The following is a 14,967-nucleotide window of genomic DNA, read 5'->3' on the forward strand; positions in this document are numbered from 1 at the left end:
AGCGCGACATGATCGGCACTCTTCGGTAACGCCCCCGAGGGCCACCGGCCCGTCCCGGGCCCCTCCGCCCGCCGATTCTGGAATATAGTTCTGCCCGTGTACGCGCACTGGGAGACGGTCCCCACACGGTGGAAGGACAACGACGTCTACGGCCACATGAACAACGCCGTCCACTACTCGCTGATGGACACGGTGATCAACGCCTGGCTGATCACGACCGCGGGGCTGGACATCCACGGAGGCGACGCCATCGGCCTGTGCGTGGAGTCGCACTGCGTCTACAAGGCGCCGGTCTCCTTCCCCGAACCCGTCCGGGTCGGCCTCAGGGTCGGCAGGCTCGGCCGCTCCAGCGTCCGCTACGAACTCGGCCTGTTCCGCGAGGACGGCGAGACGGTCGTGGCCGAGGGCCACTTCGTCCACGTCTTCGTCGACCGGGGGACCCGGCGGCCCAGCGAGATCCCGGCGCCGCTGCGCGCCGCGATGGAGAAACTGGTGATCGTTTAAATGGGCACGTCCACCCGCGCCGCCGTCCTCGTCGAGTCGGGCCGCCCGGCCCCGTACGCCTCGTCGCGCCCCCTGGAGATCATGCCGCTGACGCTGGACGCGCCCGGCCCCGGGGAACTGCTCGTCCGGGTCCGCGCGGCGGGCCTGTGCCACTCCGACCTGTCGGTGATCGACGGCTCCCGGCTCCGGCCGCTGCCGATGGCCCTCGGCCACGAGGCCGCCGGCGAGGTCGTGGAGGCCGGGCAGGGCAGCGGGTTCGCCCCCGGCGACCACGTGGTGCTGGCGTTCGTGCCCGCCTGCGGGCACTGCCCGCACTGCGCGGCGGGCCGTCCCGCGCTGTGCGAGCCGGGCGCCGCGGCCAACGGGAGCGGCACCCTGCTCGGCGGCGGCCTGCGCTTCACCGCCGCCGACGGCACCCGGCCCCGGCACCACCTCGGCGTCTCGGCCTTCTCGGAGTACACCGTGGTCTCGGCCCGCTCCGCGGTGAAGGTCGACCCCGGGCTGCCCTTCGAGATCGCCGCCCTGTTCGGCTGCGCGGTGCTGACGGGAGCGGGGGCCGCGTTCCACGGCGCCCGGGTCTCCCCCGGCGACCGCGTCGCCGTCTTCGGCCTGGGCGGCGTGGGGCTGGCCGCGCTGCTGGCCGCCAAGGCCGCCGGGGCGGCCACCCTGGTCGCGGTGGACGTGGTCGCCTCCAAGCTGGAGCTGGCGCGCGGGCTCGGCGCGACGCACACCGTCGCGGGCGGCCCGGACGCCGTGGAGGCGATCCGGGAGATCACCGGCGGCGGGGCGGAGAAGGTCGTCGAGACCACCGGGGTCGTGCCGGTGCTGGAGCAGGCCTACCGGGCCACCGCGCGGGGCGGCACGACGGTCACCGTCGGCCTGCCCGACCCCTCCCGCGCGCTCACCCTGCCCGCGCTCAGCCTGGTGGCCGAGGAGCGCACGCTGCGCGGCAGCTACCTCGGCTCGTGCGTGCCGCGCCGGGACGTGCCGCGCTTCGTCGGCATGTACCGCGCCGGGGTCCTCCCGGTGGACGCCCTGCTCTCGCACCGGCTTACGCTGGATGAGGTGAACGAGGGCTTCGACCGCCTGCACACCGGCGAGGCGGTCCGCCAGGTGATCGTCATGTGACAGGAGGGCGATGCAGACCTTCCTCCCCTACCCGGACTTCGACGCCACCGCGCGCGTCCTGGACCCGCTGCGCCTCGGCAAGCAGCGGGTCGAGACGCTGCAGATCCTGCGCGCGCTGACCGTCCACGGGTACGGCTGGCGCCACCACCCCGCGGTGAAGATGTGGGCCGGCTACGAGGAGGCCCTGGTCCGCTACGGCCTGCAGATCTGCGGCCACTGGTGCTCCACCGGCCGGGCCGACACCTGCTCGGCCACGATGGCCGGAGAGCTGGCCGAGCGCTGCGGCATCGGCGCCCCCCGCTCCCAGCCGGAGCTCGGAGCGGCCGGGGAGCTGCCGCCCTGGCTGGGGGACCCGGCCTTCCACCGCAGCCACCGCTCGTCGCTGCTGCGCAAGGCCCCCGAGCTGTACCGCCCGGCCTTCGGCGGCGAGCCGGACGACCTGCCGTACGTCTGGCCCGCCTCCGACCGCCCTCCCTCGTGCCCGCCGCCCGGCTGACGGGTCACCGGAGCGATACGACGTTCGTCTTCATGTACGTTCATCCGCTTTCACGCGTTTCAGCAGGCCGCGGCGCGGTCACCGTCCGGCGGGTTGACACGCTCGCGGATCGGCTTCTAGGTTTCGGGCACCCAAAAGTCAACATATCGCCCATCTGGCACAGAACCCCGCCCGTTCCACCCCCCAGGAGAGCGCATGCCCCTTCCCCCCAGGACCCGACTGCGCGCGGGAGCGACCGCCGTCGCGGCGGTGTCCGCGCTCGTCGTGCTCCAGTCCCCCGCCCGGGCCGCGGCCCCCGCCGACGGCGGAACCTACCGGCTCAGCGTCACCAAGAGCGGCAAATGCCTCGACGTGGTGGCCGGCTCCAAGGACAACGGCGCCCTGCTGCAGCAGTGGGGCTGCACCGACGCCGCCTGGCAGCGGTTCACCCTCAAGGCCGCCGGGTCCGGCGTCTACAACCTTGTTAACGCTAACAGCGGGCGCTGCGTCGACGTCCCCGGCGGCTCCACCGCCTCCGGCACCCGCCTGCAGCAGTGGGGCTGCGGCGACGGCACCAAGCCCAACCAGCAGTGGCGCCTGACCGCCTCCGGCAGCGGCACCTACCAGATCGTCAACGTCGCCAGCGGACTGTGCATGAGCGACCAGGGCGCCTCCACCGCCTCCGGCGCGGCGATCATCCAGGAGACCTGCACCCACAACACCAACAAGCAGTGGCGCTTCACCCCCGCCACCGGCGGCACGCCGTCTCCGGGCACGGGGACCGCCCCCACCGTGGCGGCCGACGGCACCGGGAAGTACCGTACGGTGCAGGCCGCGATCGACGCGGTGCCGGCGAACAACACCAAGCGCGTGGTGATCACCGTCAAGCCCGGCACCTACCGCGAGGTCGTCACCGTCGACAAGCCCTTCGTCACCCTGCAGGGCCTGGGCTCCTCGCCGTCCCAGACGGTGATCGTCAACAACCGGTCGGCCGGCAGCCACGGCACCTCCGGCAGCTACACCGCGGTCGTGTCGGGCCGCGACTTCACCGCGACCAACCTCACGATCTCCAACGACTTCGACGAGACCTCCACCTCCAGCGGCCACCAGGCCGTGGCGCTGCGCCTGGACGGCGACCGCACCACCCTGACCGGCGTGCGCGTCCTGGGCGACCAGGACACCCTGCTGGTCAACGACTCCGCCCGCGCCTACGTCAAGGGCTCCTACATCGAGGGCACCGTCGACTTCGTCTTCGGCGGCGGCACCGCCGTCTTCCACGACTGCGACATCTACGAGAAGCGCAGCACCGGCGGCCCGATCACCGCGGCCAGCACGGCGGCGGGCAAGCCCTACGGCTTCCTGTTCTACCGGTCCCGGATCACCGGGGCCAAGGCGAGCACCACCACCCTGGGCCGGCCCTGGCGACCGGACGCGCAGGTGCTCTACCGGGAGTCCACGCTCAGCTCGACCATCAAGACCGCGCAGCCGTGGACCGACATGTCGGGCAACTCCTGGAAGAACGCCCGCTTCTTCGAATACCGGAACACCGGGGCGGGAGCCGGGACGAACGCCAACCGGCCGCAGCTCAGCGACGCGCAGGCCGCGAACCACACCCCGCAGAAGTACCTGGCCGGCTCCGACGGCTGGAACCCCCTCGGCTGAGCCTCCTCGGCTAAACCCCCTCGGCTGAGCCCTCCTCGGCTAAACCCCCTCGGCTGAGCCCTCCTCGGCCGAGACCCCCTCGGCTGAGCCCTCCTCGGCCGAGACCCCCTTCCCCCACACCACCGGGAGCAGCACATCATGCGTTTCACCAGGCCGCGGTCCCCCCTGGCCGCCGCCGCGGCGGTCCTCCCCCTGACCGCCGCCGCGGTCGCGCTCACCTCCGCGCCCGCCCAGGCCGCGGCCCCCGCCGACGGCGGAACCTACCAGCTCAGCGTCACCAAGAGCGGCAAATGCCTCGACGTGGTGGCCGGATCCAAGGACAACGGCGCCCTGCTGCAGCAGTGGGGCTGCACCGACGCCGCCTGGCAGCGGTTCACCCTCAAGCCCGCCGGATCCGGCGTCTACAACCTGGTCAACGAGGGCAGCGGGCGCTGCGTCGACGTCCCCGGCGGCTCCACCGCCTCCGGCACCCGCCTGCAGCAGTGGGGCTGCGGCGACGGCACCAAGCCCAACCAGCAGTGGCGCCTGACCGCCTCCGGCAGCGGCACCTACCAGATCGTCAACGTCGCCAGCGGACTGTGCATGAGCGACCAGGGCGCCTCCACCGCCTCCGGCGCGGCGATCATCCAGGAGACCTGCACCCACAACACCAACAAGCAGTGGCGCTTCACCCCCGCCACCGGCGGCACGCCGTCCCCCGCGCCGACCGCGCCCACCGGGCGCACCTGGCCGGACACCGCCGACGGGTTCGCCGCCACCGGCGGCATGGGCGTCGGCACCACCACCGGCGGCGCCGCCGGCTCCACGGTCACCGTCACCACCTACGCCGACCTGGTCAAGTACGCCACCGCCAAGGCCCCCTACGTCATCCGCGTCAACGGCGCCATCACCGTCACCCCCAAGGGCACCGAGATCAAGGTCGCCTCCGGCAAGACCATCGTCGGCGTCGGCACCAAGGGCCACATCGTGGGCGGCGGCTTCTTCCTCGGGTCCGGCGTCAACAACGTGATCATCCGGAACCTGACCATCCGCGACACCCGGATGGCCGACGACGACCCCGACGACAAGGTCTACGACTACGACGGCATCCAGATGGACGGCGCGCACCACGTCTGGATCGACCACAACCACATCACCCGGATGAACGACGGCCTGATCGACAGCCGCAAGGACACCAGCCACGTCACCGTGTCCTGGAACATCCTGTCGGACAACAACAAGGCCTTCGGCATCGGCTGGACCGACAACGTGACGTCCCGCCTGACGATCCACCACAACTGGATCCGCGACACCAACCAGCGCAACCCCAGCACCGACAACGTCGCCTACGCGCACCTCTACAACAACCACCTGCAGAACGTCGCCTCGTACGGCAACTACGCCCGCGGCGGCACCAGGATGGTGCTCGAGAACAGCTACTTCGACAAGGTCAAGGACCCCTACTACCGGGACGACACCGCCCAGCTGCGCCAGTCCGGCAGCGTCGTGGTGAACTCCACCGGGCAGCGGGAGACCGGCGGCTCGGCGTTCGACCCGCGCTCGTTCTACTCCTACACGCTCGACCCGGCCGCCGACGTCCCCGCGCTGCTGCGCACCCACGCGGGACCGCAGGCCGGGATCGGCCTGTAGGACGAGCGGCCTTCCCTGCCGGACGGCGGCCCCGCCCGGCCGCCGTCCGGCGCCCCGCCCCGTCCGGCCACCGCTCCCCCGGCCGGTCACCGCTCAGCGGCCGGCCCCGTCCCCCCAGGGAATCACTCTGCCCGGGAATCACTCTGCCCGGGAATCACTCTGCCCGGGGACCAGCACGCCCGGATTGAGCACGCCCTCCGGGTCGAGACGCTCCTTGATCCCGCGCAGGACCTCCACACCCAGCTCGCCGATCTCCGCGGCGTAGGCCTCGCGGTGGTCGCGGCCGACGCCGTGGTGGTGCGAGATCGTGCCGCCCGCCGCGACGATCGCCTCGTTCGCCGCCCGTTTGGCCGCCTCCCACTGGGCGACCGGGTCACCGCTCTGCGCCGTGACGACGGTGAAGTACAGCGAGGCGCCGGTGCCGTACACGTGGGAGACGTGGCACATCACCAGCGGTGAGCCGAGCGCGCCGTGCAGCGCCAGCCGTACGGCGTCGTAGAGGCGGGGCAGGCCGGACCAGAAGGCGGCCGTCTCCAGCGTCTCCACGGTGGCCCCGGCGGCCAGCAGCGCGTCACGCAGGTAGGGGGCCGCATAGCGGCCGTGCGCCCAGGACTCGCCGGGCCCGGGTCCCAGGCAGGTCCCGCCGAGGCCGGTCAGCACCGCGGCGGCCCGGTCACGGCGCCCGGCCGCCTCGGACGCCTCCCCCTCGTAGCCGGCGATCACCAGGCAGCCCCCCTCGGCCGGCGCGCCGCCGATCTCGCCCGGTCGGGCCAGGCCGATCATCGTCTCGGTCTCGTCGGACAGGCGCAGGACGGTGGGCACCGGGCCGTCCTGGGCCAGGCGCCGCAGCGCGGCCGTGCCCTCGGCGAACGAGGCGAACCGCCAGCCCTCGTAGATCCGGGCGGCGGGGGCCGGCCGTACCCGCAGCCGGAGCGAGGTGATCACTCCGAAGGCGCCCTCCGAGCCGAGCACCACCTGGCGCAGGTCCGGCCCGGCCGCGGACTTGGGCGCGCGGCCCAGCTCCAGGGTGCCGCGCGGGGTGGCCGCGGTCAGGCCGACGACCATGTCGTCGAAGCGGCCGTACCCGGCGGAGGCCTGGCCGCTGGAGCGGGCCGCGGCGAAGCCGCCCAGCGTCGCGTACTCGAACGACTGGGGGAAGTGGCCCAGCGTCAGGCCCCGGGCGGCGAGCAGCTCCTCGGCCTGCGGCGCGCGCAGGCCGGGCTCCAGCTCCGCGACCATGGACTCGGCGTCCACGGCGACCAGCCGGTTCAGCCGGGCCAGATCGAGGGCGACCACTCCGGCGAAGCCCGCGCGGGCGGGGGTCAGGCCGCCGACGACGGAGGTGCCCCCGCCGAACGGGACCACCGCGACCCGGTGCGCGGCGCAGATCCGCAGCAGCTCCAGCACCTCGGCGTGCGAGCCGGGCAGCACCACCGCGTCGGGCGCGTCGGAGCCGTCCCCGGCGCGCAGGCGCAGCAGGTCGGGCGTGGACTTTCCCCGGGTGCGCCGGATCCGCGCCTCGTCGTCGCAGCGCACGTGGTCGGGGCCGACCGCGCCGCGCAGCTCGTCGAGGACCCGCTCGGGCAGGGCCGGGGCGGGCAGCCGCACCTCCTCCAGCCGCACCGCGGGGGCCGCGGGCGGGCGCACGCCCAGCAGGTCGGCCAGCAGTCCGCGGACCGGTCCGGGCAGCTCGGCGGCCCGCGCGGGGTCGCCCCAACCGGACCAGAGCATCGGTTCGGCGGTGGTCTTCGGAGTCTCCACCCCTACACTGTGACACATGACGTCCAACCGTCACAACGACATCGGCCCGGCGAAGGGCTCCACCGACGCGCTCCTCGACGCGGCCCGCGAGGTCGTGCTCGCCGTCGGGGTGCGGCGCACCACGCTCACCGACGTGGCGCGCCGGGCGGGGCTGTCGCGGATGACCGTCTACCGCCACTGGCCCGACGTGCGGAGCCTGGTCGCCGACCTGATGACCCGCGAGTGGGTCGAGGTCGCGGGCCGCTTCGCCGGCGACGACCCGGTCACCGCCGCCGTCGGGGCGGTCCGGGCGCTGCGCGGCCACCCGCTCTGGCGCAAGATCGTCGAAGTGGACCCCGAGCTGCTCCTGCCGTACCTGCTGGACCGCCGGGGCTCCAGCCACGACGCCATGCTCGCCCTGATCGAGTCGGCGATCACCCGGGGCCGGACGGCCGGCACCGTACGGCCCGGCGACGCGCGCGCCCAGGCCAGGGCCGTGCTGCTGACCGCGCAGTCGTTCCTGCTGTCCGGCGCCACCATGCTGGACCCCGCCGCCCCGGACCCGGACGGAGCGGACCCGGACGGAGCGGACCCGGACGGAGCGGACCCGGACGGAGCGGACCCGGACGGAGCGGCGGGGTCCGGCCCGGTCACCGAGGACGCGCTGGACGCCGAACTCACCGCCCTCCTGGAGAGGTACCTGTCGCCTTGACTTCCTCCCTCAACGCCGCCCGCCGCGCCCGCGAGCTCGCCGGGCTGGCCGGCGGCCGGACCGTCGACGTGCTGGTGGTCGGGCTGGGCGCCACCGGCGCCGGCGCGGCCCTCGACGCCGCCTCGCGCGGCCTGTCGGTGGCCGCCGTCGACGCCTTCGACCTGGCCTTCGGCACCTCCCGGTGGAGCTCCAAGATGATCCACGGCGGGCTGCGCTACCTCGCCAGGGGGCAGGTCGGGGTGGCCCGCGAGAGCGCGGTGGAGCGCGGCGTCCTGCTCGCCCGCACCGCGCCACACCTGGTGCGGGCCCAGCCGTACCTGCTCCCGCTGACCCCGGAGGTCTCCCGGCTCCGGGCGGCGACGGTGATGGCCGGCTACCGGCTCGGCGACGGGCTGCGCGCCGCCGCGCGCACGCCGCGGGGCCTGCTGCCCGGCCCGGCCCGGATCTCCGCCGGGCGGGCGCGCGAGCTGGCCGCCCCGCTGCGGGCCGGCGGCCTGCGCGGGGCGCTGCTGTCCTGGGACGGACGGCTGGTCGACGACGCCCGGCTGGTGGTGGCGCTGGCCAGGACGGCCGCCGCGCACGGCGCGGCGGTCCTGACCCGGTGCCGGGCGCTGGAGCTGGACGGCGGCGGGGCGCGGGTCCGCGACGAGCTCACCGGGGAGACCTTCACGATCCGGGCGCGGGCGGTGATCAACGCCACCGGGGTCTGGGCCGCCGGGCTCGACCCGCGGATCCGGCTGCGCCCCTCGCGCGGCACCCACCTGGTGCTCCGCCCCGAGACCCTGCCGGGGTTGCGGGCCGGCCTGCACGTGCCGATCCCGGGGACGGGCGACCGCTTCGCGCTGGTCCTGCCCCAGGCCGACGGGCGCATCTACGTCGGCCTGACCGACGAGCCGGTGGAGGGGCCGGTCCCGGACGTGCCCGAGGCCCCCGAGCAGGACGTGGCGTTCCTGCTGGACGTGCTCGACTCGGTGCTGGAGACCCCGGTCCGGCGCGGGGACGTGGCCGGTGCCTTCGCCGGGCTGCGCCCGCTGCTGGCCGGCGGGGGGCGCACCGCCGACCTGTCCCGGCGCCACGCGCTGCGCACCGCCGCCGGCGGGGTGGTCACGGTCGTGGGCGGCAAGCTCACCACCTACCGGCGGATGGCCGAGGACGCGGTCGACCTGGCGGTGCGCTCACGCGGCCTGGTCGCGGGGCCGAGCCGTACGGCGCGGCTGCCGCTGGTCGGGGCCGTCCCGGCCGGGCCCGCCCCCGCCGACCGGCTGGCCGCGCGGTACGGGAGCGAGGCGGGGGCCGTACGGGCCCTGATGGCGCGCGACCCCGCGCTGGCCGAGCCGCTGCCCACCGGGGTCACCGGGGCCGAGCTCGTCTGGGCGGTCCGGCACGAGGGGGCGCTGGACGCGGCCGACCTGCTGGACCGGCGGACCCGGATCGGCCTGGTGGCGCGGGATCGGGAGGCGGCCCTGCCCGCCGCGCGGGCGGCGCTCGCCTATCCGGCGGAGGAACCGCGCCGAGGGTGAACTTTTTCAAACCTGCGGGCATACCCTCGAAACCGTTAGGTTAGTCTTACCTAAGTCGGGATAGGGGGACCGAGAGGGCTCGGGGGAAGGGGGAGGAATGACGGCGAAGGGATGCCCGCACTCCGCGTTCAGCCATACCGCGGAGATGCCGGTCCATGCCAGCGCGACGGTCGGCGCCCGCTTCTGGCTGCTCATCGAGCACCCGGGACCCTGGGCCTCCCACCTGGAGGACTGCCGCCTGCCCGAGGACGTGCACACCCTCATCAAACGCGCCACCGTCCTGGGCGTCCGCCCCCAGCTCATCCGCCGGCCCGGCCGCCGGACGCCCTCGGGGCCCGGCATCCACGTCATGGTGGCCGACGCGCGCGGCCCCGAGCCGTGGCTCGCCGAGGGCGTCGTCGCAGGCCCCGACGATCTTGACCTGGACGCGCTGGTGGCCGGAGCGCTCCCCGCGTCCTGCATACTGGTGAGTGAGCCGGTTTTTCTGGTCTGCACGCACGCGAAGCGCAACGCGTGCTGCGCCCGCATTGGACTTCCCCTCGCTCGTTCGCTGGCCGAGGTTTGGCCGGACAGAACATGGGAAACATCACATGTTGGCGGAGATCGCTACGCCGCCAATCTCGTGTGCTTGCCACACGGCCTCTACTACGGCAGCATGTCTCAGGCTGCTGCGCTCGCAGCAGCGGACGCGTACCGGTCCGGCGAGGTCGTCCTCGACCGTTTCCGGGGACGCGCGGGCATTCCTGAGCCACTGCAAGCTGCCGAGCATTTCGTCCGTGCCCACACGGGAGAGCTCTCGGTCGGCGGAGTGGCCGTGGAGTCCTCCAGGTCGGACGGCGAAGCAACCGAGGCCATCGTGCGCGGTAGCGACGCTCGTTTTCGGGTAGTGGTTGAACCCATGACGCTCACGGCGCCATGTGGTACGGCTTGCGCCGACACGATCACCACCTATCGGCTGGTCGCGCTGGACAGGCTCTCACCTGTGCGGTACGCCACGCCCGTGCTGGCCTGATCGGGGAACATCGCGGCTGATCCACGCGTTGGCTCCAAGGATGTCAAAAGCGTCCAATGCGGCAGTAACCCGAAATTCTTCTCACTAGAAGGTGGTTTTCTCATGTCTCAGGTACGTCGGCAGACCGCCCGTCCTCGGCCCAGCTGGGGCTGGCAGGATGACGCCGCGTGCCGGGGCGAGGACCTCGTGCTCTTCTTCGGTCCCGATGGTGAGCGTCAGCCCGAGCGTGACATCCGCGAGCGCAAGGCCAAGGCCATCTGCGCCCAGTGCCCCGTCCGCGCCGAATGCCTGGACTACGCCCTGTCCCGTCCGGAGAAGTACGGCACCTGGGGCGGGCTGAACGAGGACGAGCGCGCCTCCGAGCGCCGTCGTCGCATGCGCCGCGCCGCCAGCGCCGGCATCAGCGCCGTCGCCTGAACACCTCCACCCGGCTTCCCCCGTACGTGTGATCTCGCTGGTCCCCTGACACCGCAGCGAGATCACACGTCGCCGTGTCCGGGGCCGTCGCGCCGACCCTCTTCCCCGCAGGACGCACCGGCGCTCTTCCTCGCAGGGCACCGCCGCGAGGACCCGCCCGCCGCCGAGCGGGATCCGGCGCCACCCCGCCGGACGCAGGCGCCGCGCCGAAGCCGTTCCCTCCGGCCCGGCGGCCGGAGAGAACCCCGCGTACCTCAGGCGGTCAGGGCCGGTTGCGGCCCGGCTTCCGCATCTCCTTGTGGATGACCTTCCACTTGTTCTGCAGTTCCTTGCGGAGCCGCGCGTCGGTCCGGGACGCCATCCAGACGGCCTCCCGCTGGAGCTTCCGCCAGCTGGCCAGCCGCCGCTCGGGAAGCGTGCCGTCCTCGATCGCGGCGACGACCGCGCAGCCCGGCTCGCTGTCGTGACCGCAGTCGGCGAACCTGCACCGCTCGGCCAACTCCTCGACGTCGGAGAAGACCGCCTCCACGCCCTCGCCCATCTCGTACAGGCCGATGCGGCGGATGCCGGGCGTGTCGATGACCAGTCCGCCGCCGGGCAGCGGGATGAGCTCGCGGTGCACGGTGGTGTGCCGGCCCCGGCCGTCGCCCGCGCGGACCTGCTGGGTCTCCATCACCGCCGCCCCGGCCAGGGCGTTGACCAGCGTGGACTTGCCCGCGCCCGAAGCGCCCAGCACCACCGCGGTGCGGGAGCCCTCCAGGTAGCCGCGGACGAGCTCCACCCCCTCGCCGGTGACCGAGCAGACGGCGTGCACGTCCACGCCGGGCGCGGCCGAGGCGACCTCGTCCATCAGGAAGGAGAGGCCGTCGCCGATCAGGTCGGCCTTGGTGACCAGGACGACCGGGTGTCCCCCGCTCTCCCAGGCCAGGGCGAGCAGCCGCTCGATCCGGCCCAGGTCGGCGGTGTCGGTGGCGTGCAGGGCGGGTTCGGCGACGAACACGACATCGACGTTGGCGGCCAGCACCTGCCCCCGGGAGTCGCCGGACAGGCCGCCCTGCGAGGTCCGGCCCACCCCTCCCCGGACGAAGGCGGTACGGCGCGGCAGCAGCGCCTCCAGTTCGAAGCGCCCCTCGGGGAGCCGGTGGAGCGCGGCCCAGTCCCCCACGCAGGGCAGGTCGACCGGGTCGGCGGCGGCGGCCCGCCGTACGCGGGCGCTGTAGTGGGCGGTCAGGTGGCCGTCGGCGCAGAGCACCTCGGCGGCGCCGCGGTCGACGCGGGCCACCCGGGCGGGCAGCGTCCCGGCGGGGAGCTCGGCGGCGAGAGAGTCGTTCCAGCCGAGCGAGGAGAGATCGTAGAAGTCAGGAAGGACTGACGAGGACAACGTGGGTACACCCTTTGCGGAAAAGACCGGGTGCCCCGCGTTGCGGAGTCGGTTAGGCGGGCACCCGGAGGTCGACGGACGGCATGGTCGTCAGAAAGACCCGCATAGTCCTCACCTCCCGAATGTCGTGGCCGCCCGCGGACAGGGCGGCGGAACCGGATCCACTATAACGCAGGCCCGCTCCACCGCCGCAATCCGTTAACCGTGCACGGAGCGGTGCCGCCGGCCGCGCAGCCCCTCCCCCGCATAGGCCCGCGCAGGCCTGCGGGGCGTCCCGCCCGGGCCCGAGCGGGACGCCTCCGTCCTACAGGCCGGGGGCCGGGAAGTGCGAGGTCAGCTCGCGGACCTCGGCGTGCACGCGGACGATGACCCGCTTGGCCTCGTCCTCGTCCTTGGCCAGGGCGGTGACGACCTGGTCGATCCAGGCGCCGATCTGCCGCATCTCGGCCACGCCCATGCCCCGGCTGGTCACGCCGGCGGTGCCCAGGCGGATGCCCGAGGGGTCGAACGGCTTGCGCGGGTCGAACGGCACGGTGTTGTAGTTGGTCTCCAGGCCCGCCTTGTCCAGCGCCTGCGCGGCGGGCTTGCCGCCGACGCCCTTGGGGGTCAGGTCCATCAGGATGAGGTGGTTGTCGGTGCCGCCGGAGACCAGGTCGAACCCGCGGGCCAGCAGCTCCTCGGCCAGCGCGCGGGCGTTCATCACGACCTGGCGGGCGTAGTCCTTGAAGCCGTCGGTGGCGGCCTCCTTGAGCGCCACCGCGATGGCCGCGGTGGTGTGGTTGTGCGGACCGCCCTGCAGGCCGGGGAAGACGGCCTTGTTCAGCGCGGCGGCGTGCTCGTCGGAGGTGGCCATCAGCATGGCGCCGCGGGGGCCGCGCAGCGTCTTGTGGGTGGTGGTGGAGATGACGTCGGCGTGCCCGACCGGTGACGGGTGGGCGCCGCCGGCGACCAGGCCGGCGATGTGCGCGATGTCGGCGGCCAGGACGGCGCCGACCTCGCGGGCGATCTCGGCGAAGGCCGGGAAGTCGATCGTGCGCGGGATCGCGGTGCCGCCGCAGAAGATCAGCTTGGGGCGCTCGCGCAGGGCGATCTCGCGGACCTCGTCCATGTCCACCCGGCCGGTGTCCTGGCGCACGCCGTACCGGACCGGGTTGAACCACTTGCCGGTGGCCGAGACCGACCAGCCGTGGGTGAGGTGGCCGCCGAAGGGCAGGCCCATGCCCATCACGGTCTCGCCGGGCTGCAGGAAGGCCATGTAGATCGCGAGGTTGGCGGGCGAACCGGAGTAGGGCTGGACGTTGGCGTGGTTCACGCCGAACAGCGCCTTGGCCCGCTCGACGGCCACCGTCTCGATCTGGTCGATGACCTGCTGGCCCTCGTAGTAGCGCTTGCCCGGGTAGCCCTCGGAGTACTTGTTGGTGAGCACGGTGCCCGTGGCCTCGAGCACGGCCTTGGAGACGTAGTTCTCCGAGGCGATCAGCTTGACCGTGTCGGTCTGGCGGCGCTCCTCCGCCCTGATCAGGTCGGCGATCTGCGGATCGACGCTGGAAAGGGAACCACTCATGGCGCCTTCACTCCCTGCCTACGTTGACGACGCGCGGAGACCCAGGCGCGCGGCCTCCGCCATTTCCGCTCCCCGGTGGTTGTTCCACCCAATGCGCCAGTCGCGTTTAGACGATATCGGACTGTCCCGCCCGGCTGACCCGTCCCGTGCCGTCGGCGGGCCAGAGCCGGTCCACCTCGGCGTTGAGCGTGGCGCCGATGAGCACCGCCAGCGCCGTGATGTACAGCCACAGGAGCACCGCGATCGGGGAGGCCAGCGAGCCGTAGATGGACACCGGCGTGAACCAGTCGGCCAGCACCGCGCGCAGCACCGCGGCGCAGGCGATCCAGATGATCAGCGCCAGCACGGCGCCGGGCATCTCCCGCCACCAGCGCGTGCGCACCGGCACACTGACGTGGTAGAGCAGCGTGAGGAAGAAGACGGATCCGACGACCACCACCGGCCAGTAGAGCACGTCCACCAGCCCTCCGTAGTCGCGCGGCAGCGTGCCGCGCAGCGCCTCGGGCCCGAGCACCAGGACCGGCATGACGAGCAGGCCGCTCAGCAGGCCCGCGAGGTAGAGCCCGAAGGACATCAGGCGGGTGCGGATGATGCCGCGCTCCTCGCCGAGCCCGTAGGCCACCGTGATCAGGTCCACGTAGACGTACAGCGCCCGCGAGCCCGACCAGAGCGCGAGCACGAAGCCCAGCGAGATGAGCGAGACCTGGTTCTCCGGTCTCAGCACGTCGGCGATGAGCGGGGTGACGACGGTGTCCACGGCGTTGTCGGTGAACAGCAGGTGGGCCTGCCGGTCGATCCAGAGGTTGACGTCCTGCACGGTCTCCGGCCCGAACACCTTGGTGAGCTGGCCGACCACGCCGATCAGGCCCAGCACGAACGGCGGGAGCGACAGCAGCGCGAAGAAGGCCGCCTCCCCCGCCAGGCCGGTGACCCGGTAGGCGACGCCCGCGTTCGTGGTGGCCACCGCCAGCGCCCACGTGCCGGTGCCGCGCACCCAGGAGAGCCCGGCCCGCAGCCGGGCGCTGTGGCGGCGCAGCCGGGAGTGGCCCCGCGGCCGTCGCCGCTTCGGTCCCGACCTCCGCGCCGAGGCATCAGTGGACGTCATGGCACCCCACGGTATTCCCCCGCGCCGCCGTCCCACGAATCCGGCCGGTGACGATCCGCACGCATCCGCCACCCGTACGACCTGCGGCGAAACCGGCGAACCGGGGAGGGGGCGGCGA

Annotated in this window: 13 protein-coding genes and 1 riboswitch; of the genes, 9 read left to right on the top strand and 4 right to left on the bottom strand. The window is 73.4% G+C overall.

Going from position 1 to position 14,967, the window contains the following annotated elements:
• Window positions 1–96: 96 nt before the first annotated feature.
• The 5 genes from HS045_RS28295 to HS045_RS28315 all read left to right on the top strand — a co-directional run bounded on the left by HS045_RS28295 (window position 97) and on the right by HS045_RS28315 (window position 5,398).
• Entirely contained in the window at window positions 97–504 is a 408-nt protein-coding gene (locus HS045_RS28295; RefSeq protein WP_196454572.1) for a thioesterase family protein, read from the top strand.
• A complete protein-coding gene (locus HS045_RS28300; RefSeq protein WP_196454573.1) occupies window positions 505–1,632 on the top strand; it encodes a zinc-binding dehydrogenase in 1,128 nt (375 codons plus the stop codon).
• Between the two features lie 10 nt (window positions 1,633–1,642).
• The gene (locus tag HS045_RS28305) at window positions 1,643–2,128 is read left to right on the top strand and encodes an MSMEG_6728 family protein (protein WP_196454574.1); all 486 of its coding nucleotides are present in this window, start codon (window positions 1,643–1,645) and stop codon (window positions 2,126–2,128) included.
• A 195-nt stretch (window positions 2,129–2,323) separates the two neighbouring features.
• Complete coding sequence (locus tag HS045_RS28310; RefSeq protein ID WP_196454575.1) at window positions 2,324–3,769, top strand: pectinesterase family protein; 1,446 nt, start codon at window positions 2,324–2,326, stop codon at window positions 3,767–3,769.
• Window positions 3,770–3,907: 138 nt separating this feature from the next.
• Window positions 3,908–5,398 carry an RICIN domain-containing protein gene (locus tag HS045_RS28315; RefSeq protein WP_196454576.1) on the top strand — a complete coding sequence of 497 codons (1,491 nt, stop codon included), beginning with the start codon at window positions 3,908–3,910 and terminating at the stop codon, window positions 5,396–5,398.
• A 138-nt stretch (window positions 5,399–5,536) separates the two neighbouring features.
• On the opposite strand, the gene HS045_RS28320 is transcribed toward HS045_RS28315, so the two are convergent.
• Complete coding sequence (locus tag HS045_RS28320; protein ID WP_196454824.1) at window positions 5,537–7,129, bottom strand: FAD-binding oxidoreductase; 1,593 nt, start codon at window positions 7,127–7,129, stop codon at window positions 5,537–5,539.
• A 46-nt stretch (window positions 7,130–7,175) separates the two neighbouring features.
• Between HS045_RS28320 and HS045_RS28325 the strand changes: the two genes are divergently transcribed.
• The 4 genes from HS045_RS28325 to HS045_RS28340 all read left to right on the top strand — a co-directional run bounded on the left by HS045_RS28325 (window position 7,176) and on the right by HS045_RS28340 (window position 10,799).
• Complete coding sequence (locus tag HS045_RS28325) at window positions 7,176–7,850, top strand: TetR/AcrR family transcriptional regulator (RefSeq protein WP_230885013.1); 675 nt, start codon at window positions 7,176–7,178, stop codon at window positions 7,848–7,850.
• On the top strand, window positions 7,847–9,370 hold the full coding sequence (locus HS045_RS28330; RefSeq protein WP_196454577.1) for a glycerol-3-phosphate dehydrogenase/oxidase: 1,524 nt from the start codon (window positions 7,847–7,849) through the stop codon (window positions 9,368–9,370). Before HS045_RS28325 ends, HS045_RS28330 begins: the two co-directional genes overlap by 4 nt.
• Before the next feature lie 97 nt (window positions 9,371–9,467).
• Complete coding sequence (locus HS045_RS28335) at window positions 9,468–10,382, top strand: sucrase ferredoxin (protein ID WP_196454578.1); 915 nt, start codon at window positions 9,468–9,470, stop codon at window positions 10,380–10,382.
• A 102-nt stretch (window positions 10,383–10,484) separates the two neighbouring features.
• Window positions 10,485–10,799, top strand: a complete 315-nt coding sequence (locus tag HS045_RS28340; RefSeq protein WP_012893126.1) for a WhiB family transcriptional regulator — start codon at window positions 10,485–10,487, stop codon at window positions 10,797–10,799.
• A 262-nt stretch (window positions 10,800–11,061) separates the two neighbouring features.
• Here the strand turns inward: HS045_RS28340 and rsgA are convergent, their stop codons facing one another.
• The 3 genes from rsgA to HS045_RS28355 form a co-directional block, all read right to left on the bottom strand.
• Window positions 11,062–12,180: a ribosome small subunit-dependent GTPase A gene (rsgA, locus tag HS045_RS28345; protein WP_196454579.1), complete on the bottom strand. Its 1,119-nt coding sequence runs from the start codon at window positions 12,178–12,180 to the stop codon at window positions 11,062–11,064.
• A gap of 304 nt (window positions 12,181–12,484) precedes the next feature.
• Window positions 12,485–13,744 (bottom strand): serine hydroxymethyltransferase, encoded by a 1,260-nt coding sequence (gene glyA / locus HS045_RS28350; protein ID WP_196454580.1) that lies wholly within the window; start codon window positions 13,742–13,744, stop codon window positions 12,485–12,487.
• A gap of 32 nt (window positions 13,745–13,776) precedes the next feature.
• Window positions 13,777–13,858: riboswitch (ZMP/ZTP riboswitch) on the bottom strand.
• The gene (locus HS045_RS28355; RefSeq protein ID WP_196454581.1) at window positions 13,851–14,849 is read right to left on the bottom strand and encodes a YihY/virulence factor BrkB family protein; all 999 of its coding nucleotides are present in this window, start codon (window positions 14,847–14,849) and stop codon (window positions 13,851–13,853) included. It overlaps the preceding riboswitch by 8 nt.
• Window positions 14,850–14,967: the final 118 nt, after the last annotated feature.

It is taken from the genome of Planomonospora sp. ID82291, assembly GCF_015711645.1.
Taxonomy (GTDB): domain Bacteria; phylum Actinomycetota; class Actinomycetes; order Streptosporangiales; family Streptosporangiaceae; genus Planomonospora.

Bases quoted from the DNA above. Each gene is read 5' to 3' on its own strand.
- HS045_RS28300 (WP_196454573.1), top strand. From the start codon at position 505: ATGGGCACGTCCACCCGCGCCGCCGTCCTCGTCGAGTCGGGCCGCCCG.
- HS045_RS28305 (WP_196454574.1), top strand. From the start codon at position 1,643: ATGCAGACCTTCCTCCCCTACCCGGACTTCGACGCCACCGCGCGCGTC.
- HS045_RS28310 (WP_196454575.1), top strand. From the start codon at position 2,324: ATGCCCCTTCCCCCCAGGACCCGACTGCGCGCGGGAGCGACCGCCGTC.
- HS045_RS28315 (WP_196454576.1), top strand. From the start codon at position 3,908: ATGCGTTTCACCAGGCCGCGGTCCCCCCTGGCCGCCGCCGCGGCGGTC.
- HS045_RS28320 (WP_196454824.1), bottom strand. From the start codon at position 7,129: ATGCTCTGGTCCGGTTGGGGCGACCCCGCGCGGGCCGCCGAGCTGCCC.
- HS045_RS28325 (WP_230885013.1), top strand. From the start codon at position 7,176: ATGACGTCCAACCGTCACAACGACATCGGCCCGGCGAAGGGCTCCACC.
- HS045_RS28335 (WP_196454578.1), top strand. From the start codon at position 9,468: ATGACGGCGAAGGGATGCCCGCACTCCGCGTTCAGCCATACCGCGGAG.
- HS045_RS28340 (WP_012893126.1), top strand. From the start codon at position 10,485: ATGTCTCAGGTACGTCGGCAGACCGCCCGTCCTCGGCCCAGCTGGGGC.
- glyA (WP_196454580.1), bottom strand. From the start codon at position 13,744: ATGAGTGGTTCCCTTTCCAGCGTCGATCCGCAGATCGCCGACCTGATC.
- HS045_RS28355 (WP_196454581.1), bottom strand. From the start codon at position 14,849: ATGACGTCCACTGATGCCTCGGCGCGGAGGTCGGGACCGAAGCGGCGA.